Here is a 19,381-nt window from a genome sequence, read left to right as displayed (position 1 = left end):
GCCGTCGAGTCGGAACAGGTCGAGTACGTTTCTCACAGTGACTCCGTCGAACGATGTCCGGTGCGCGAGACGGTCCGCAACGCGCGTAATCCGGCGGCCATGAATTCCGGCGTCGCCTCCGCGGCGCGACGGGCGTCCCCGCCCACGTCCGAACCATGCAGCGCGCGGTGCGTGATGCCCTCGCCGATGACGCCGAGTTTGAAATTGGCCAGCGAGATAGAAATTCCAGTCCGCGAGATCGCGCCCGGACAGGGTGGCGTATCGCTGTGCCAAAACGTCCGGCGACGGAAGACGCGGGCTGGTCCATGCCGCGTCCGCGCCGAGGACGAGATCGAATACCGGTGTGCGATAGACGCACATCAGCGCGATATCGGTCAGCGGGTCACCCAGTGTCGACATCTCCCAGTCGACGACGGCGCGCACGATATCCGGCGACCCCGAATCGAGAATCGTATTGTCGATCCGGAAATCGCCGTGGATGATCGACGCGTCCGACGTCGCGGGAATCGCCTCGGACAATGCCGCGTGCAGTGCCGCGAAATCCGGGAGTTCGCGGGTCTTCACCCGATCCCATTGCCGGGCCCACAGCGCGACCTGGCGGGCGACGAATTCGTGTGGGCGACCGAAATTCTCCAGACCCGCAGCCCGGTAGTCCACCGCGTGCAGGTCGACCAGGGTGGCGACGAGCGCATCCGCGCTCGCCTCGACCTGCGCGTCGGTGAGCGTCGCCAGATCGGCACGGTCGCGGATCACGCTGCCATCGACGTATTCCACGACCGTCATGGGCGCGCCCAGCGCGGTGCCGTCGGCATCGAAGGCAACCGCCGCCGCGACCGGGACGGAGGTGCCCGCCAGTCGGCTGGTGACGGTGTACTCGCGCGCCATGTCGTGCGCGGACGGGGTGAGTCCGCTCGTCGGCGGACGGCGCACCACCCAGGTCGAGCGGTCATCGCAGGCCTTGAAGGTCAGATTCGAACGCCCGCCGCTGATCAGTTCGACCCGCAGCTCGCCCTCGACGTCGATACCTGCGCCGACGAGGTAGTCGCGCAGTGCCGCGACGTCCATACCCGGCAGAGTCACGGGTTCTCCTTCGATTCGGTCTCGCGCGCGGCGCGCTTCGCCGCGCCGATCACCCGTTTGGCGATCGCCCACCGGTGCACTTCCGACGGTCCGTCGTACACCCGGAACGGGCGCACCTCGCGGGACAGTCGCGCCAGCGGCAGATCGTCGGAAACCCCGAGTCCGCCGCACATCTGGACGCTGCGGTCGACGATCCGGAAGATCGCCTCGGCGGCGAAGGTCTTCGCCACGGAGGTCGAATTCGCCGCCGTCTCAACGGCGTCCAGTTCCCAGCACGCGCGGGTCAGCAGCGCCCTGGTCGCCGCGATATCGATCTCGTTGTCGGCCACCATCTGCTGGACCATGCCCAGATCCCCGAGTTTCGCGCCGAATCCCCGCCGCCGCGCGACGTGCGCGACGGCGATGTCGTGCCCGCGCCTGGCCGCGCCGAGCCAGCGCATCACGTGGGTCATCCTGGCGGGGCCGAGCCGCACCTGCGCGTACTCGAAGCCACGGTCCACCTCGCCGAGCACCCCGGCATCGGGGACGAACAGGTCGTCGAAGAACACCTCGCAATGGCCGCCGAGCATGGATTTGTCCAGGGTTGAGATATGCCTGCCGACCCGGAGGCCGGGCGCGTCGGCCGGGGTGAGGAACATGGTGGCGCCGCCGCGATCACCCGGTTCGCCGGAGGTACGGGCGAAGATGATGAAGAATCCCGCGCCGTCCGCTCCGGTGATGAACCATTTGTGGCCCGAGATCCGCCAGCCGCCGTCCGCGCGTACCGCCCGCGTCGTCAGCGCGGAGGGATCGGAACCCGCGCCGGGCGCGGGTTCGGTCATCGCGAAGGCGGACCTGACCTCACCGCGTGCCAGCGGTTCCAGGTACCGCCGCTTCTGTGCCGCGTCGGCGATATGGGCGAGCATGTGGACATTGCCCTCGTCCGGGGCCGCGATATTCAGCGCCGTCGGACCGAACAGCGAATAGCCCGCCTCCTCGAAGACCGGTGCGCGATCAGACATGTTCAGACCGTGTCCGCCGTATTCGACCGGTGCGTGCGGCGCGAAGACGCCCGCCTTCCGCGCGTGCGCTTGCAGTTCGACCCGTATCGCGTCCCCGCCGGCCGCGGCGATATCGCCGACGTGCTCGTCCTCGATCGGGAGGACGACCTCGCGGACGAAGGTCCGCACCTTATCGACCAGCGCGGTCGTCTCCGGTGAATACGACAGGTCGATCGGCATCGGAAACTCCTCCAGCGTGGGCGGCGGTGGGCGGTGGACCACCGAATCGGTTAGAACGATCGTTCGGTCCCCATGGGCCAATACACTGGCATGTTCGCGCTCGGCACGTCAAAATGTTCAGGAATCCTGAACAGATCGGAGCAGAACCGGCGATGATGTCCGATATTCACGAATCGATTCGTTCGGCGCGGCGCGCGGCCGGGGTCTCCCAGCGCGAACTGGCGCGCAGGCTCGGCCTGAGCACCGCGACCATCAGCGCGATCGAGAGCGGGAAGACCGGGGTCAGCGTCGAGCGGCTGCGGGTACTCGCCGACGCCCTGCACGTCGACGTGCGCGACCTGGTCGGCGGCACCGAACCTGTCGCGCGCGGCCGCGAATCCGATACCGGAGTACGGGCGGCGGCGGTGCGGCGGCACGGCGCGAGGCACTGGCGTGAATTCCCGCCGCTGTCGATCGATCCGGTGCTCGACGCGGCGATCGAATCGTTCGTCGAGACCGGGTATCACGGGGCCACCATGCGCTCGCTGGCCCATCGCGCGGGGATGAGCGTGCCCGGCGTCTATCACCGCTATCGCGACAAACAGGAACTGCTCGTTCGCGTCCTCGACATCACCATGGACGAATTGCACTGGCGGGTCGGCGCCGCGCGCGCCGACGGTGCGACGAGCGTCGAACGGGTCGCGCTGATCGTGGAGGCGCTGGCGCTCTACCACACCCACCGCCGGGCGCTGGCCTTCATCGGCGCGAGCGAGATGCGCAGCCTCAAGGGTGAGAACCGGCGTCGCATCACGCACTCCCGCAACGAGATCCAGTATCTGCTCGACGAGGAGATCGCCGCGGCCGTCGCCGAGGGAACCCTGCGGACCGAACGCCCGCGCGACGCGGGGCGGGCGATCGCCACCATGTGCACGTCGCTGTCACAGTGGTTCCGCATCGACGGCCCGTCCACCCCGGAGCAGATCGCGCGCGAGTATTCGGAATTCGCACTCGATCTGCTCAGGAAGACGCCCGGGTAGCGATTACGCGATCTTCTCGAGCGGCGGCGCGGATTCGCCGATGGTGGCCTTCGTCTCGCCGATCAGCCTGCGCAGGAACGTTTCCTGTTCGCGTCGCCCCTGGATCGCGGCCCGGTCGGTGCCGCCGGGGGACAAGCGGACGAACGCGCTGCGCACCAGGTTGACCGGGATGCGCAGTGCCGGGTACCAGGGTGGAACGTAGGCGGGCAGGCCGAGTGTGCGCATCGCCTTCGGGCCCAGGAACGCGGTGGTCACCGACAGATGCTGGGCGCGGGCGATGCGGCCGCGCAGGCCGGGCAGGTTGGGATAGGACCACCGCAACGGGTCGTCGGCCATCGGGACGGCGAGCTGGCGGCTGGTCTCGTCGGGGTTGGTGATGGCGGCGAGGCAGTGGTACAGGATCTCCACGCCGTCGCGGAAACCCGTTGGCAGCCACTGCTCTTCGACGCCGATCAGCCAGCCCACGTAGCGGGTCAGGTGGGCGGCGGCGACCGTGTCGGCCCGCGACGGGACGATGCCGAGCACCATGCCGCCGACGAAGGGAGCGAGCAGCGCGCCGACGAGCGTGGCCGCCATATCGGTCTGATTGATGGGCAGGCCCCAGTCGTCCCCGCGCCAATCCGGCATGGCGGCGACGTGGCGGCGGACCATCGAGTGGATGAAACGCACATGCAGCGTGGAGCGGTAGCCCTGGCCGAACAGGTCCATCCCGTTCTCGGTGGACACATCCATGGCCCATTGCAGGGTTTCGGCGAATCGCCGGGCCGGGCCCTTCTCCAGCGCACCTGTGCGGATCAGCGTCTTGTTGAAACCCGAGGCGAGGTATCCACCGAGGAAGGACACATCGCGCGCGAAATAGAGACCGTCGGAACCGCCGGAACGGAAGACCCGCTCGCCACGCCGCAGCAATTCGGGATCGACCCAGTCGGGGGTGGTCTCGACCATGGTGAAGAACGCGCGCAGAGGTTCGGGCGCGTCGGGGACGCTGGAGATTCCCGTGCGCAGCGCCTGTTCGAACAGGGGGCGGGTGGTCCCCATGCCTTCGGCGTACATCCAGTCGACGAGCCGATCCATCGGTTCGTCGCCAACGACGAGGGATTCGCCGAGTCGACGCCACCGGTCCGACGACGGCTCGCCGATGCCGAGCAGCAGGGCGATCGGTCCGAGACCGGGCGGTCTACGGGGCCGATCGGGGTGTCGAGTAGGCGGATTCGGCGAAGTGGTCATCGTTGACTTCCTCAGATGGTGTGGCGATGCCGTGTCTCATCAACGGCACGATGGCGGTGCGGACGAAAGCGCGGGCCTGGTCCGGATCGGCGAAGTCGACGTTGCCGCCACCCGGTGTGAGCATCAGCGAATGCGCCAGGCGGGCAACGAGTTCGGCGACGGGTCGGGGGTCGTATCGGGCAACGAGCCCCGCGGCCTGCGCCTGGGTGAGCATCCCGACGATGTAGTCGATCCCGATCGCCACCAGGCGTTCTCCCTGGACGGTGTAGAAGCCGAGCACTTCATCGGGGGCGACGCGAAGCAATTCGGCGATCAGCCGGTGGATTCTGGTCTGCACCAGGACATGCAGCATCGTCTCCTCGATCTGCGCGTCGACACCGGAGTCCGTCGCCGCGATCGCGGTGACCTCGGCGAGCATCCGCCGGGTCTCGCGGGCCAGAACGGCCTCCACGAGATTGTCCTTACCCGCGAACCGGCGATGCACGGTAACCCTGCTGATACCCGCCCGGCGGGCGATGTCCTCGAGGCTGGCGCGCCGGATTCCGACCTGCACGATGCGTTCGAGCGCGGCGTCCATGATCGCCTCGTCCACATCGTCGAATCCATCCCGCATGTAACGAAGATAGAAATCATGTTGCATTATGTCAATGCCTCATCCCCGCGCACCAACGCGGCGACCGGAAGCCGCCAGCGCGCCGTCCGGCGCCGAACGAGACTTCTGCTCATGGATCTTCTGTTGCAGGACAAGGTCGCGGTGGTCACCGGCGGGTCGAAGGGAATCGGACTCGCCACCGCGCGGACCCTTCACGCCGAAGGGGCACTCGTCGTCGCCGCGTCGCGGCGTTCGACCCCCGAACTCGACGAACTCGCCGGTGATCGGTTCGCCCACGTCGCCGTCGACCTGTCCACCCCGGATGGCCCCGCGCGGGCCGTCGAACGGGCCGAACAACTGTTCGGCGGACTCGATATTCTCGTCAACAACGCCGGTGGCCCGCCGCGGGGCGCGGTGCTGCCGCGCTTCTCCTTCCACGACCTCGACGACGCCGACTGGCAGGCGATGCTGGACTTCAACCTGATGACGACGGTGCGGGCGGTGCGGGCCGCGATCCCGCGCCTGCTGGCACGAGGTGGCGGCACGATCGTCAATATCGCCTCGACCATGGCCCACGTGCCCAGCGGCACGAATGTCGACTACGGGGTGGCGAAAGCGGGTGTACGCAATCTCACCCAGGCCCTCTCGGAGGAATTCGGCCCGCAGGGCATCCGGGTGAACACCGTGTCCCCCGGGCCGGTCGTCACGCCCTGGTGGACCGAGGACGGCGGCGCCGCCGATGTCATCGCGGCGGCGACGGGCACCGATCGCGCCGGCGTCCTCGGCGGCGGCGCGGCGCGGATGATGCGGCTGACGACCGGTCGGCTCATCGCGCCACAGGAGGTCGCCGACGCGATCGTGCTGCTGTGCTCCCCGCGTTCGGCCAGCACCACCGGGACCGACGTCCTGGTGGACGCCGGTTTGAACAAAGCGGTCTGAGCCAGCGAAATGGCCCGTTCCCGCTTCGGTACGAGGCGAGAACGGACCCTTCGCTATCTATCAGCTATTGCGAGTTTCTACCGCCGAGAACGAGCGAGTTGGATGAGGGTCGCGATCATCCGGTCGATCTCCTCGCAGGTGTTGTAGAAGGCGAACGAGGGACGCACGGTCGCCTCGAGGCCGTAGCGGCGCAGGATCGGCTGCGCGCAGTGATGTCCGGCGCGCACCGCTATCCCCTTCTCGTTCAATGCCTTTCCGACTTCGAGTGGCTCGAATCCCGCCATCACGAACGACAGGACGCTCGCCTTCTCCCGTGCGGTGCCGACCAGTCGCACACCCGGAACGGCCGCGAGCAGAGGTGTCGCGTATTCGAGGAGATCGTGCTCGTAGCGGGCGATATTCTCCATGCCGATACGTTCCACGTATTCGATCGCGCTGCCGAGACCGACGGCATCGGCGATATTGCCGGTGCCCGCCTCGAAACGTCCCGGCGGCGGCTGGAACACCGCGCGTTCGAGTGTCACATCGCTGATCATGTTGCCGCCCCCCTGCCAGGGCGGAACATCTTGCAGCACTTCGGTTTTACCGTAGACCACACCGATACCCGTCGGCCCGTACAACTTGTGCCCGGAGAACACGAAGTAGTCGGCGTTCAGCGAACGCATATCGACACGCGTGTGCGGCACCGATTGCGCGCCGTCGATCACCGCGATCGCCCCCGCGCGGTGGGCCTGGTCCACGATGGCGTGCACCGGGGTCACCGTGCCGAGCGCGTTCGACACGTGGGCCACCGAAACGAGTTTCGTGCGGTCGGAGAGCAGACGGGTGTATTCGTCGAGCAGCAGATCCCCGTTCTCGTCGACCGGGATCACCTTCAGCACCGCGCCGGTCTCCGCCGCGAGCATCTGCCACGGCACGATATTCGCGTGATGCTCGAGATGTGAGATGACGATCTCGTCGCCTTCGCGAATACTGGCGCGGCCCCAGGTCTGTGCGATCAGGTTGATCCCCTCGGTGGCGCCGCGGACGAAGATTATCTCCTCCGAGGACGAGGCACCGAGAAAACGCGCGACGGTATCGCGTGCGTTCTCGTAGGCATCGGTGGAACGCGCCGCCAACTCGTGCGCGGCGCGATGGATATTCGAATTCTCGTGCTCGTAGAAATACGCGAGACGGTCGATGACCGCGCGCGGTTTCTGCGTGGTCGCCGCATTGTCGAACCACACGAGCGGATGACCGTTGACCCGCTCCCGCAGAATCGGGAAATCGTTGCGGACCGCGTACACGTCGAACGGCGGACGCGGGTCGGGCGCGATTCGGCCCGCGTTCGACTCCAGGAAATAGAACGGCGACGACGGCGCGGGCGCCTGGACCTGCTCGGTCGGCCGGTCGAGGAAATAGAAAGCGGGCGCACCCGCGATCGGCACCGAACCCGCCGAATCCAGCGCCCGGGTCGGCGGGAGCAGATCGGTGAACGCGGGCAGCGGCGGCGTGAAGTATTCGGCGTAGGAGCCGATCACACCGGTCGCCGGGGCCGCGGATTCCGGCGCGACGTTCGCCGCGCTCGCGTAGGTCGGCGCGGGCACAGCGGCACCGGCGGCGGGAATACCGGTGACCGGCGTTCCCGAATAACCGTGCGGTGACGAAAGCGATTGCGGTGACGAAGAACTCGGCTCGGACGCGTTGCTCACGGGAGCGGGCGGGACGGCGGTCGACGGGGAAGCGCCGACCGGTGCCGTTCGCGCGGGTGGACCGGCCGGGTCGATCTCCCAGCCGGGCACGGTCGGCTCCGGTGTCGCCCCACCCGGGGGCGCGGCGGCCCCACCGGGCGGGGTCACGGACGGCGATGTAACCGCCCGGGGCGCCGGATCCGGGGGCGCGGCGGCGAGTGCCGTCACACGCGGCGACGCGGACGGCACGGCCGCGAAGATCTGCGCGGCCAGCCGATTCATGGTCGATTCGTCGGGTAACAGCGGACCCGGCGCAGCGGCGTATTCGGCCGACTCCGACGCGCCCGACTGGTCACTTGTGGTAGGACGGGGCGTAGTCATGGAACTTGTCCACCTCGGCTCCCTCCAGCACGGCCACCGCATCGTCGGTGAGTACCGCGAGTGAGCAGTACAGCGACACCAGATACGAGGCGATCGCGCTGCGATCGATTCCCATGAACTTCACCGAGAGACCGAGGCCCTGCTCGCCGGAAAGCCCCGGCTGATAGAGACCGATCACGCCCTGCCTGGACTCACCGGTGCGGATCAGGAGGAATTTCGTCTTCCCGCCTTCGACCGGGACCTTGTCCGAGGGAATGATGGGAATGCCGCGCCAGGTGATGAATTGGGATCCGAACAAACTCACCGTCGGCGGCGGAACCCCGCGCCGGGTGCATTCTCTGCCGAAAGCCGAGATTCCCTGCGGGTGGGCGAGGAAGAACGCGGGTTCCTTCCACACGCGGGCGATCAGATTGTCCAGATCGTCCGGGGTCGGCGGTCCACCGATCGTGGAGATCCGCTGTTTCTCCGCGGTGTTGGCGATCAGTCCGTAGTCCGGACTGTTGATCAATTCGCCTTCCTGATGCTCCTTGATCGCTTCGATCGTGAGCCGCAGCTGCTGGGCGATCTGATCGTGCGGGCTCGAGTACAGATCGGAGACGCGAGTGTGCACATCCATGATGGTGTGCACCGCCTTGAGGCGGTATTCCCTGGGCTCACGGTCGTAATCGACGAAGGTGTCCGGCAGGGGGGATTCATCGAAATTGTCGCACTGGATATCGACGGTGTTCTCGTGGGTGACCCGGTTGCGCCGGAAGATACCCGCCTCCACCGGAACCCAATTCAGCAGATGAACGAGCCAGCGGGGGCTGATCGACTCCATCTGGGGAACGGATTTCGTCGCATTGGCCAGTGTCCTCGCGGCGTCGTCGCTGAGGGCAACCGGTTGCGGCCTTGCACTTGTCATTCGAACCACCTCGGCTCGGCAAATCCACCGTTATCGGCTGCGCCAATGCTAACGCCGCGGACCACCATTGTCGCGCTGGATCCGATCTCCGACGCGCCGTGTCGCGAGAGTCACTCCGACTGGACACGCCGGGTCGAGGGTGCGCCTGACACGCCGAGCGGCCGTCGGCGATACCGACGGCCGCGTTCCTACGGTGTGGCCGAATCCCCTTGCCGTTCATGGTTCTTCGCCGTCCGTGGCGGTCAGGCGCCGAGGAAGGCCTCGCCCTCGAGCGATTCGGAGAGCCGCCCGTCGACGCCCCGGAGGACATCGCCCTCGATGGTCACCCGGTACAGCACCCGGTCGTAGCCGAGATGACCCGCGTCGGGAATGGCGAGATGCGCGGTGGCGCGGTTGTCCCAGAACGCGACGCTGCCCGGCGCCCAGCGGAAGCGCACCGTGTACTCGGTGCGAGTGGCTTCCTCCCACAGCGCGTCGAGCAGGTGGGAACTCAGGCGAGGGCCGAGATTGCGCACCGTCTTGGTCTTGCGGGTGAAACCGGGGCTGACGAACAGCGCCCGCTCCCCCGTTTCCGGATGCACGCGCACCACCGGATGGTAGGTGCGCAACGGCTTGCCGTCGATCACCGCCGCCCGCGCACTGCCCTGGGTCGCGCGGTTCTCGAAGGTGTGCTCAGCGTCGAGGACGTCGGCGAAGGCGCGCACCTCGGCGGGCAGGTTCTCGTAGGCGGCGACCAGATTCGTCCAGGCCGTGTCGCCGCCGTACGGGGGCAGGATGTCGGCGCGCAGGATGGAGAAGGCGGGCGGATTGATCAGCGCGGTGACATCGGTGTGCCAACTGCTGTCGTAGGAGGTCCGCTTGCGCCCGTACTGCGTGCCGTAGCGACGGCTGTCGATCGGCAGGATCTCCGGGAAACCCTCCGGCGGGTTCTCCTCGTACGGATGGGCCGGGGTGACCTTTCCGAACCGGCGGGCGAAGGCGATCTGTTCCGCGTGCCCGATCGTCTGATCGCGGAAGAACACCACCTTCCACTGCAACAATGCCTGCCGAATTTCCGCGATCACCTGATCGGAAAGTTCCTCGGAAAGGTCGACACCGGATATCTCAGCGCCGGTATACCCGGACTGCGGCGCTACCGTGATCGTCGATTCCGTCGAAATCTGTTCTTTCGCCGCGATTGTCATCGGACCCACCACCTGATTCGCTCGGGGAGAACATGTCCTGACCAGGCTAGGACGGACGGGGAAATCCCTGACGGGTTGCGATCGGCAAGATTGTCTACACCATTCTTGAAGTTTCCCTTGACGGCGTTTCCGAGAATTTTAGATCACCCTGATCCAGTTCATTGCCCGAGGCAACGAATTTCGCGCACTGTTGTCCTGGCGTGTGTGTTCGAAAAGCAGGAGGTTTCCCGATCATGAGCTACGGCAGAGGCGCATTGCTCGCCGGAGCGGATACCGGGACCGGCGGCGACGTCCGCACCCTGCGTACCGGACTGGCGATGATGGCGCGCGGATGTGCCCGCATTCCGGGAGCGGCCGCGATAGCGATCGGCTCCGGACTCACCAACGCGGTGTGCATGGTGCTGGCCGCCAAAGCGATCGGCTGGAGTACCGAACACGTCGTCGTCGCGGGCTTCGCCGAGGATCGATTCCTGGTGGGCGCGGCCGCGACGGGCGCGCTGTTCGTCCTCGCGGTCTCGCTGCTGCGCATCCTGACGATCATCTCCCGTGGCGTCGCGACCGGCATCGTCCAGTACCACAACGAGGCCGCGACAAGAAAGGCCATCACCGCGGCGTACCTGCGGCTGGGCGTCTCGTGGCACCGCAGGCATTCGGCGGGCGAACTGGTGTCGCGCGCGGTCTCCGACGCCGAGACCGCGTGGGATCCGATGCAGCACTTCCCCTTCGCGGTCGGCATGACGGGCATGTTGCTGCTGGTCATGGCCGATATCGCGCTGGTCGATCCCTGGCTGGCGCTGATCGCGGCGATCCTCATCCCGCTGGTCTTCGCCGCGAACCTGCTGTATCAGCGGGTGCTCGCGCCCCGGGCGCGCGCAGCGCAACAACAACGCGCCGTCGTCAGCGGGCTCGCGCACGAGGCGGTCGCCGGACGCCAGGTGATCCGGACCCTCGGCATCACCGAACGCGAGATCGATCGGTTCGCGCGGGCCGCGGACGCCTCACGGGCTGCGAATCGTCGCATGGGCAACGCGGGTGCGATCTTCGATCCGGCGATCGAACTCATGCCGCCGCTGGCCGCGCTGGTGATCCTGGCCGTCGGGGTGGCCCGTGTCGGCGCCGGCCATCTCGGAGTCGGCGCCCTGGTGGAGGTCATCTATCTACTCATCACCACGGCCATTCCGCTCAATGTCATCGCCCGATTCCTCGGTGTGCTGCCACTCGGGGTCGCCGGACACACCAGGGTCGACCAGATTCTCACCGCGACCGAGCGGCCCGCCCACGGCCGGTCGGCGCCCTCGTGGCAACCGGACGGGGTGGCGCTCGAACTCGCCGACGTCGATTTCGGCTATCGCGACGCGGGCGGCGGGCGGGCGGACGCCGATCGCGCCGCCGTGCGGGATCTGACGCTCGCCGTCCGCCCGGGGACGGTCGTCGCCGTCGCCGGGGCGACCGGCGCGGGCAAGACCACGCTGCTCGCATTGCTCGCCCACCTGTTGGAAGCCGATCGCGGCACGGTGTCGGTGGACGGCGTCGACACCCGACTCGTCGCGCCGGAGGCGGTGCGACGACGTACCGCGCTCGTCACCCAGAACGTGTTCCTGTTCGCGGATACCGTGCGGGCCAACGTCGTCCTCGACGCGCGACCGACCGGATCCGGCGACGGGACGACACCGCAACCATCCCGGCCGCGGACCGTGGACGACGCGGACGCCGAACTCGATCGGGCGCTGCGCATCGCCGGTGCGGCCGGATTCGTCGCCGGGCTACCGCACGGCGCCGACACCGTCCTCGGTGAGGATGTGCAACTCTCCGGTGGACAGCGTCAGCGGATCGCGTTGGCCAGGGCCGTTTTCCGGCGGCCCGGTCTGCTGCTGCTCGACGACGCCACCTCCGCGCTCGACCCGCTGGTGGAACGCGAGGTGGTCGACGCCCTGCGCGCGGAATACGCGGGCGATGATCGGCGAACCACCGTCGTGCTTGTCGGACACCGCGCAGCCACCATCGCCCTGGCCGACACCGTTGTCTTCCTCGACGGCGGGCGGATTCGGGCGCTGGGCGGACACGAGGAACTGCTCGATTCCGAACCCGGTTACCGCGCGCTGCTCGGCGCCTACCGGGCCGACGGTGACGACGCCGAGGTTCACGAAACAGATACCACCGGTGGGCGATTCCCGACGCGGACCGGCGAGCGTCACGGGCTCGAAGTCGACGCGGTCTACGCTGACCCGCCGCCGCCCGGTCACGGATCCCAACCCGGCCTCGCCGTTCGGCAGGCACAGTGAGCACCTCCGAGTACGAGCGGACCACCCCCGAACGCGCCTACGGCACGGCCGCCCTGCTTCGGCGGGTTCGTCGCGACACGACGTTCTCCGGTCGTTCCCTGGTCCTGATCCTGCTGCTCGCGACGGTCGCGGCGTCGGGCCGCATCGTCATCCCGGTCACCATCCAGTACGCGCTCGACCACGCCCTGCTCTCCGATGCCGACGCCGCGACCCGGTCGCGGGTGGTCACCGGCGCGGTGGCCGTCGGGGTCACGGCGGTCCTGCTGGCGATGCTCGCCTCCGCGCTGATGAACCACCGACTGATCCGTGCCGTCGAGCAGGCGCTGTACGAACTGCGGGTCGCGGCGTTCGCCCGCATTCTGCGGCTCTCGCCCGCCGACCCGAGGGCCGAGTCCGGCGGCGCACTGGTCGCGCGCGTCACCAACGATGTCGACGTCGTGACCCTGTACGCGCAGTCCGGCGGAATCACGTTGGTGCAGAACATCGCCCAGATGCTGCTGGCGCTGGCGGTGATGCTGGTCTACTCCTGGCCGCCCGCGGTACTGGTCCTGCTGATCGGTCTCGGTGTCCCGCTGGCCGGGCACAGTTTGCAGCGGTGGGTGGGCCGACGGTTCGACACGGCGCGTCGACGCATCGGCGAACTCTACGCGGGGCTGCTCGAGGTACTCGTCGGCATCGACACCATCCGTGGATACGGCATCGAGGAGCGTATGGGCGAACGCGCCGCCGCGCAGATCGACGGGGTGCGCGACGCGCAGTGCCGCACCCTGTGGCCGATGGGTTTCAACATCTCCATCGGCGAGGTCGCCAGCGGACTGATCACCACCGCGGTACTCGTCGCGGGCACCGCCGCGGGGGTCGGGGTGTTCGGGGTCGGGTTCGGTCTGAGCGCGGGCGATGTCGTGGCCTTCCTGTTCCTGGTCACGTTCTTCGTTCGGCCGATGCAGTTCGCGGTCAGCAGTCTCGCCGACGCGCGCAATGCCGAAGCGGGTTTGCGCCGCGTGGTCGAGATACTCGATCTGGATCAGGTGTCGGGGACGGGCAGCCGGACCGCCTTGCCGGAAGGGCCCGCCACCGTCGAATTCCACGGGGTCGGATTCGCCTACGTGACCGGCAGACCCGCGCTGCACGATGTCGACCTGCGGATCGCGGCGGGTGAGCACGTCGCCGTGGTCGGTGCGACCGGTTCGGGTAAGAGCACTTTCGCGAAACTGGTGACCAGGCAGCTGCTGCCGGGATCGGGCACGGCGACGCTGTGGGATATCGATATCGCGGAGATCTCCGACGACGCGCTCACGCGACGCGTCGCCATCGTCCCGCAGGAGGCCTTCCTGTTCGATCGCACCGTCGAGGAGAACATCGCCCTCGGACGTGCGGGCGCCTCCCGCGCCGATGTGCTCGCGGTGTTGGCGCGGCTCGGCCTCACCGGCTGGATTCGCGGACTGCTCCAGGGGCTCGATACCCGCGTCGGTCAACGCGGCGAAGCGCTCTCGGCGGGGGAACGCCAACTCGTCGCCCTGGCCAGGACCGCGATGGTGAACCCGGATCTGCTGGTTCTGGACGAAGCGACCAGCGGGGTGGACGCGGGCACCGACGTGCGGGTGCAGCACGCGCTGGCCAGGCTGACCCACGGCCGGACCACGGTGACCATCGCGCACCGGATGCACACCGCCGAAACCGCCGATCGTGTGCTGCTGTTCCACGACGGGACCGTGGTCGAACAGGGCACGCACGCCGAACTCCTCGCGCGCGACGGTCGCTACGCGCGCCTGCACGCGGTCTGGGCGCGGGATTCGGTCGCGGTCCACCAACGTGTGCCCAGTGACGTCGGCGGCTGACCGCCCACGTATCCCTGTCCGAACGGAGAATCGACATGCCCTCTCGCAGACTGTTCCTCAATGTCGGTGTGAACAGCACCGGCTACCACGGCAATTCGTGGCTGGCCCCGGACGCGGCGTGGGACCGGTTCCTCTCCTTCGACCACTACGTCGAGGTGGCCCGGCTGGCTCACGAAGGCGGCTTCGACGCCGTATTCCTCTCCGACCATCCGGCGTTGCAACGCGCGGACACCAGCAGGCCGCTACATTCGCTCGACCCGATCGTGCTGTTCACCGCGCTCGCCGCACGGGTGCCCGATATCGGGTTCGTGGTGACGGCGTCGAGCTCCTACAACTCGCCGTACAACCTGGCGCGGCGGCTGTCGAGCATGGATCACGTCTCCGGCGGCCGGGTGATCTGGAATGTGGTGTCCAGCTTCAATCCGGATATCGCCGCCAATTTCGGATCGGCTCCGCTGCCGGGTCGCGCGGAGCGATACCGCCGCGCCGAGGAGTTCGTCTCGGTGGTCAAGCAGCTGTGGCGCAGCTGGGACCACGCCGCCGTCGACACCCCCTCGGCACTCGGCGACCCGCTGTGGTCCGGCGACTCGGCGCGCCCCATCGACCACCACGGCGAATTCTTCGATGTGCGCGGCCCGCTCAATGTGCCGCTCGGGCCGCAGAGTCATCCGCTCATCGCCCAGGCCGGGGCGTCCGACGCGGGGATCGATCTCGCGGGCCGTCACGCCGACCTGGTGTACGCCGCGCTGCTCGGCAAGCATGCCGCGCGCGAGTTCGGGTCGCAGGTGCGGGAGCGGGCCGCGGCGCACGATCGCGATCCGGAGACGGTACGCATCCTGCCCGGTCTCGTCCCGATCGTCGCGGACAACACCGACGAGGCATTACGTCGCCACGAACACCTCAACGGCCACGCCGACGAGCTCTCGCTGGTGCGCGCCTTCGCCGACCGGCACGGCCTGTCGTTCGATCCGGACGGCATCGTCGTACCGGAGTTGTTCCACTCCGACGAGAATCAGCGGGGCCCGATCGGTTTCACCCGTTCGCTGCACGATCTCGTGTCCGCCGAGCCGTTGACGTTGCGTCAACTCGCCCGTCGCGTCGACGGCGGCCATCGGCTCGTTCTCGGTACCCCCGCCGAGGTGGCCGAGCAGATCCTCGACTGGTGGCGCGACGACGTGGTCGACGGTTTCACGATCCAGCCGCCCACCCTCCCGCACGACCTGCGCACCTTCGTCGAACAGGTCGTTCCGCTGTTGCGGGCCGAGGGCGCGGTCGCCACCGACTACCCGGAATCCACCGTCCGCGCCCGCTTCGAACTCCCCCACCCGGTGGCGTCGACACCGGCCCGCTGACCCGACACCCCCTTGAACGTGCGTCCAGTCTGTTTCATGGCTACCTTTATGAAAGCGGATGTGATGAGGGGGGTTCGCGGTGGTCGAGTGCCTACCCGAGGTCGAGGCGAAGCTCGTGGCGATGCGGGCGGAGTACGAGGAGTTACTGGCTGGCGACGGGTGGTCGTTGCAACGGTTGTTCAGTACCCCCGATTTCGATATCGCCGCGTTCTGCGCGGACTTCCGACCGAACCGGTTCGCGGCCGTCGCGCTGGCCGAGACCGAGAGCTTCTGCCGCCGATACGGCATCTGGCTCGAGTCCGCGGGGACGCATTACAACAGCATGACCCCCTACCTGCATCCGAACACGATCTCCCCGGAGCGCATGACGACCATCGGGATCTACAACGCGATCCTGTTCTGGCTCAACGACACCGTGGGTCGCGAGAAATTCGCGAATCTGACCACCCTCGACCAGCGCCGCGCGACCCGAACCCTCGAACGTCTGTCCGCGCTACTCGAGACACGCACCGCCGCGACCGATCCCGATCCGGTCGAGGCGGCGGCGGCCGAATTCCTCACGCTGCTGGCCGATTCGGCCGACGCGGCGTGGCTCGACGAATTCCTCGAGTCCACGCGCTCCCATCTGAATACGGCCATCAGGGATCAGAACGCGCGCGCCCACGGCGGAGTGCTCGGTGTGACGGAGTACATCGACCTCAGGGGCGATGTCTCCGGGATGTATCCCGCGATCGCGCTGTGCGAATTCGGCCGCGACGAGTATCTGCGATGGGATCGGATCCGCGCGGCAGGGCTCGGCGAACCCCTGGCCCGGCTCCGGCGGCTGACAGCCGACATCGGGGCGTTGATGAACGATCTGTTCTCATTCGAGAAGGAATGCATCCGCGACGGGGCGGATTTCAATCTCGTCTCGGTTTGGCTGCTGAACACACCGGGCGCCCGCCTCGCCGACGCCGTCGAGGCGGCAGCGGGCATCGTGCGCGAACGGTTGATCGAATTCGTCACGCTCCGCGCCCGGATCGAGGCCCTGTGCGACGCGCTGCCGGAACGCGACGTCGCTGTTATGGTCGGCACCCAGGTCGAGGACATGTCGGGGTGCGTGCGAGCCACGTGGGTCTGGCAGTTCACGACCCTCAGATACAAGGGTGCGTCGATCTTCGTCGAGAACCGGATGACCTGACCGTCGTTGTCCTGACCGGGACTTCCGTACGGCCGTTCCGTCGACCGACTATGGTCGAAAGACGCAGCACACCGCCCTCGGCGACCGGAAAGCCGCGGGTAAGCGAAGCCGAGGGGATGTGGTGGACGACATCGACCGTGCCGCGCTGGCGCGGACTTGGCGACAGGCCCTTGCCACCGGTGGCATCGAGCGCACCGACACGAGCGCCGACAGTCGTCGACTATCCGGCCTCGTGGATCAGCTGGCCGCGGCCTTGGACGCCGAGCCGTTCGACGCGACCGTCGGCGTCGGGGTGGGCGCGGCGCTCTGGGCTGCGGACTTCACCGACCCGATGGTCCCGATCCTGTCCGCGCCGGTCCTGCACGCACTCGCCGAGGGTAGCGCTCACCCCGACGCCGGTGTCCGGCTCGGTGGCCTGCTGGCCGGACTCGGCCAGGGACACCAGCGCAAGGTCGACGAGGTGAACGAACAGGATGCGCGGTTCCGCGTCCTGTTCGACAGCACCGGTGTGGCGATAGCCATCGGTGACACCGACGGCATACTGGTCGACGCGAACCCCGCCCTCGCCGATATGATCGGTATTCCCGTCGAGCATCTGCGTGGGATCTCCGTCTACGATTTCGCCCACCCCGACGACCGCGACACCATTCGCACCCTGCTGTACGAGAAGCTCGTCCCTGCGGGGGAAGGCACCGTCACACTCGACCAACGGCTGGTCCGCGCCGACGGCAGCATCGGATGGATGACCTTCGCCATCACCTACGTCAGGGGATCGCACGGCAGGCCCGATTGCCTGCTCGCCATCGGCGCCGATGTCACCGAACGGCATCTGCTCCAGGAGGAGTTGCACCGGCAGGCCAGGCACGACCCGCTGACCGGCCTGCCGAACCGGCGCTTCCTGCTCGAACGGATCGAGGAGCTGATCACCGACGCGGACGTGGACGCTCGAACCGGTTTGTGCTTCGCCGATCTCGACCATTTCAAACACGTCAACGACCACTACGGCCACCGCGTGGGTGACCGGGTGCTGTCGGAAGCGGCGGACCGCCTCTACCGCGCCGTCCACGAGAGCGGCTGTTTCGTGTGCCGCCTCGGCGGCGACGAATTCGTCGCCCTCATCGAGCCGCCGACCGATGGCGACAAGGTCTCCCTGTTCGCCGACCGCATGCTCGCCGCCTTCGACGAGCCCGTCGTCGTCGACGGTATCGAGATCGAGATCTCGGCCAGTATCGGGACCGTGGTCACCTCACTGGCCCACGCCGACGCGGAATCGCTGCTCGACGCCGCGGATACCGGACTGCGCAACGCCAAGCGAAACAGCAAGGGGCGCTGGGTCATGCATACGCAGCCGCCCTTCGAATGAGCCGCGCGCGGTGATGCCGAATCAGATCTGGGACGCCACCGCGCCGCCGATGAGACCTCCGACCAGTGCGGCCGGTATGCCGACCGCGGCCGCGCCGACGACGGCGCCGACACCCGCGCCGACCGCCATCGCGCCCGCCGCGATCGGGACCGCGGCGATCGCCGTCGCGCCGAGTACGGGGAGTGCGGCGACACCACCCGACGGCACCGCCGTGGCAGCGGTGGCGATGGCACCGCCCGCGGCGGTCCCGGCCACGCCCACACCGAAGCCGACACCGGCGCCGATCAGGCCGCCGCCGACCCCGCCGACGACCGCGGCGGGCACGCCCGCGACCGCGGCGCCGAGCAGCGCGCCCCCGGCGATGGTGCCCGCACGATTCGCGTCGATGCCCACCGACTGCGACGCCGCCGACCACTGGGCTTCGATACCGGCGATGCCGCTGTTCAGCCCGGCCAGCATGTCGGCGGGAACCTCACGCGGAACCGGTGCGCTGAACGCGCCGACACGCAACGTGTGAGCGGGCTCGGGCGAGATGGTCATGGTGTCGGGCGATTCCGGCGACTCCTGGAGGGCCTGCGGAGACGACGGGGTGTTCTGCGGCGCGGGGTTCGACCGCGAAGGGGCGGGTTCGGCGTGCTGGATCCCGGCGTCGACCTCCGGATCGACCGGATCGACCGGAGCGACGGGGGCATCCGGCTCGACGATGGCCGGGCCCGCCCCGGGGCCCGCGGGCCGCGGGGTGACCGAAGGGGTGATGGTGACGCCGGGCTGCGACGGTGACGCGGGGATCGCCCTCGGCTGGATCGGCTGTTCGGGCTGGCTGACGCCGGGCGGTGTCGGTACCGGATCGGCGTTCGCGGTGCCCGCGCATACCACGGCTAGCACGATCGGCACCGCGCTCACCATGGGCTTCACGGCATTGCGTGCCGCGGAGTTCTGTACCCGTCGATGCCGACCTGCCAAGACAAACACTCCCACTACATCATGAACCACACTGCGGTTCAGCACGTCGACCGCTGCACACGGTCAACCCTCTTCCCGGGCAGTAAGTTACAGCACATAGGCCGGATCGACATACCGCAGGTCGAAGTAAGTTTCGACGCGCCAGGACACGCCGTACGAATCCCAATCGGCGAGGCCCGTTTCCATGTCG

14 protein-coding genes and 1 pseudogene are annotated in these 19,381 nt (G+C 68.1%); 7 read left to right on the top strand and 8 right to left on the bottom strand.

All coding sequences use genetic code 11. The features are described from left to right. Nucleotides 1-32 precede the first annotated feature (32 nt). Both OG225_RS10315 and OG225_RS10310 read right to left on the bottom strand, forming a co-directional pair. Nucleotides 33-1,065, bottom strand: a pseudogene (locus tag OG225_RS10315) (phosphotransferase family protein). A gap of 11 nt (nt 1,066-1,076) precedes the next feature. Further along, complete coding sequence (locus OG225_RS10310) at nt 1,077-2,300, bottom strand: acyl-CoA dehydrogenase family protein (RefSeq protein ID WP_405181452.1); 1,224 nt, start codon at nt 2,298-2,300, stop codon at nt 1,077-1,079. Nucleotides 2,301-2,452: 152 nt separating this feature from the next. On the opposite strand from OG225_RS10310, the gene OG225_RS10305 reads away from it, so the two are divergent. Beyond that, nucleotides 2,453-3,316, top strand: coding sequence for a helix-turn-helix domain-containing protein (locus OG225_RS10305; protein ID WP_405181451.1), 864 nt, complete (start codon nt 2,453-2,455; stop codon nt 3,314-3,316). Between the two features lie 3 nt (nt 3,317-3,319). Here OG225_RS10305 and OG225_RS10300 read toward each other — a convergent pair whose 3' ends face one another. Continuing rightward, nucleotides 3,320-4,543, bottom strand: coding sequence for an oxygenase MpaB family protein (locus tag OG225_RS10300; protein ID WP_405181450.1), 1,224 nt, complete (start codon nt 4,541-4,543; stop codon nt 3,320-3,322). Beyond that, entirely contained in the window at nt 4,494-5,156 is a 663-nt protein-coding gene (locus tag OG225_RS10295; protein WP_405181449.1) for a TetR/AcrR family transcriptional regulator, read from the bottom strand. The genes OG225_RS10300 and OG225_RS10295 overlap by 50 nt, the downstream gene beginning before the upstream one ends. Nucleotides 5,157-5,267: 111 nt before the next feature. Here OG225_RS10295 and OG225_RS10290 point away from each other — a divergent pair, with 111 nt between their 5' ends. Then, a complete protein-coding gene (locus tag OG225_RS10290; RefSeq protein WP_405181448.1) occupies nt 5,268-6,074 on the top strand; it encodes an SDR family NAD(P)-dependent oxidoreductase in 807 nt (268 codons plus the stop codon). 77 nt (nt 6,075-6,151) lie between these two features. Here OG225_RS10290 and OG225_RS10285 read toward each other — a convergent pair whose 3' ends face one another. From OG225_RS10285 to OG225_RS10275, 3 genes are all read right to left on the bottom strand, one after another. Further along, entirely contained in the window at nt 6,152-8,125 is a 1,974-nt protein-coding gene (locus OG225_RS10285) for a family 2A encapsulin nanocompartment cargo protein cysteine desulfurase (protein ID WP_405181447.1), read from the bottom strand. Then, the gene (locus OG225_RS10280; protein WP_405181446.1) at nt 8,097-9,029 is read right to left on the bottom strand and encodes a family 2A encapsulin nanocompartment shell protein; all 933 of its coding nucleotides are present in this window, start codon (nt 9,027-9,029) and stop codon (nt 8,097-8,099) included. The genes OG225_RS10285 and OG225_RS10280 overlap by 29 nt, the downstream gene beginning before the upstream one ends. Nucleotides 9,030-9,271: 242 nt before the next feature. Continuing rightward, the gene (locus tag OG225_RS10275; protein WP_405181445.1) at nt 9,272-10,213 is read right to left on the bottom strand and encodes a TauD/TfdA dioxygenase family protein; all 942 of its coding nucleotides are present in this window, start codon (nt 10,211-10,213) and stop codon (nt 9,272-9,274) included. Between the two features lie 233 nt (nt 10,214-10,446). Between OG225_RS10275 and OG225_RS10270 the strand changes: the two genes are divergently transcribed. The 5 genes from OG225_RS10270 to OG225_RS10250 all read left to right on the top strand — a co-directional run bounded on the left by OG225_RS10270 (nt 10,447) and on the right by OG225_RS10250 (nt 18,228). Next, a complete protein-coding gene (locus OG225_RS10270; protein WP_405181444.1) occupies nt 10,447-12,495 on the top strand; it encodes an ABC transporter ATP-binding protein in 2,049 nt (682 codons plus the stop codon). Next, entirely contained in the window at nt 12,492-14,333 is a 1,842-nt protein-coding gene (locus OG225_RS10265) for an ABC transporter ATP-binding protein (RefSeq protein WP_405181443.1), read from the top strand. Before OG225_RS10270 ends, OG225_RS10265 begins: the two co-directional genes overlap by 4 nt. A 35-nt stretch (nt 14,334-14,368) precedes the next feature. Then, the gene (locus OG225_RS10260; RefSeq protein ID WP_405181442.1) at nt 14,369-15,685 is read left to right on the top strand and encodes an NtaA/DmoA family FMN-dependent monooxygenase; all 1,317 of its coding nucleotides are present in this window, start codon (nt 14,369-14,371) and stop codon (nt 15,683-15,685) included. Nucleotides 15,686-15,764: 79 nt separating this feature from the next. After that, a complete protein-coding gene (locus OG225_RS10255; protein ID WP_405181441.1) occupies nt 15,765-16,865 on the top strand; it encodes a terpene synthase family protein in 1,101 nt (366 codons plus the stop codon). A gap of 121 nt (nt 16,866-16,986) precedes the next feature. Next, entirely contained in the window at nt 16,987-18,228 is a 1,242-nt protein-coding gene (locus OG225_RS10250; RefSeq protein WP_405181440.1) for a diguanylate cyclase domain-containing protein, read from the top strand. 21 nt (nt 18,229-18,249) lie between these two features. Here OG225_RS10250 and OG225_RS10245 read toward each other — a convergent pair whose 3' ends face one another. Continuing rightward, nucleotides 18,250-19,122 carry a hypothetical protein gene (locus tag OG225_RS10245; RefSeq protein WP_405181439.1) on the bottom strand — a complete coding sequence of 291 codons (873 nt, stop codon included), beginning with the start codon at nt 19,120-19,122 and terminating at the stop codon, nt 18,250-18,252. Nucleotides 19,123-19,381 lie beyond the last annotated feature (259 nt).

Source organism: Nocardia sp. NBC_01377 (assembly GCF_045040005.1).
GTDB classification, from domain to species: domain Bacteria; phylum Actinomycetota; class Actinomycetes; order Mycobacteriales; family Mycobacteriaceae; genus Nocardia; species Nocardia noduli.
This window is presented reverse-complemented; position numbering and strand designations above follow the sequence as displayed.

Excerpts from the sequence above, each read along its gene's own strand:
- OG225_RS10310 (WP_405181452.1), bottom strand. The coding sequence starts at position 2,300 with ATGCCGATCGACCTGTCGTATTCACCGGAGACGACCGCGCTGGTCGAT.
- OG225_RS10305 (WP_405181451.1), top strand. The coding sequence starts at position 2,453 with ATGATGTCCGATATTCACGAATCGATTCGTTCGGCGCGGCGCGCGGCC.
- OG225_RS10300 (WP_405181450.1), bottom strand. The coding sequence starts at position 4,543 with ATGACCACTTCGCCGAATCCGCCTACTCGACACCCCGATCGGCCCCGT.
- OG225_RS10295 (WP_405181449.1), bottom strand. The coding sequence starts at position 5,156 with ATGCGGGATGGATTCGACGATGTGGACGAGGCGATCATGGACGCCGCG.
- OG225_RS10290 (WP_405181448.1), top strand. The coding sequence starts at position 5,268 with ATGGATCTTCTGTTGCAGGACAAGGTCGCGGTGGTCACCGGCGGGTCG.
- OG225_RS10285 (WP_405181447.1), bottom strand. The coding sequence starts at position 8,125 with ATGACTACGCCCCGTCCTACCACAAGTGACCAGTCGGGCGCGTCGGAG.
- OG225_RS10280 (WP_405181446.1), bottom strand. The coding sequence starts at position 9,029 with ATGACAAGTGCAAGGCCGCAACCGGTTGCCCTCAGCGACGACGCCGCG.
- OG225_RS10275 (WP_405181445.1), bottom strand. The coding sequence starts at position 10,213 with ATGACAATCGCGGCGAAAGAACAGATTTCGACGGAATCGACGATCACG.
- OG225_RS10270 (WP_405181444.1), top strand. The coding sequence starts at position 10,447 with ATGAGCTACGGCAGAGGCGCATTGCTCGCCGGAGCGGATACCGGGACC.
- OG225_RS10260 (WP_405181442.1), top strand. The coding sequence starts at position 14,369 with ATGCCCTCTCGCAGACTGTTCCTCAATGTCGGTGTGAACAGCACCGGC.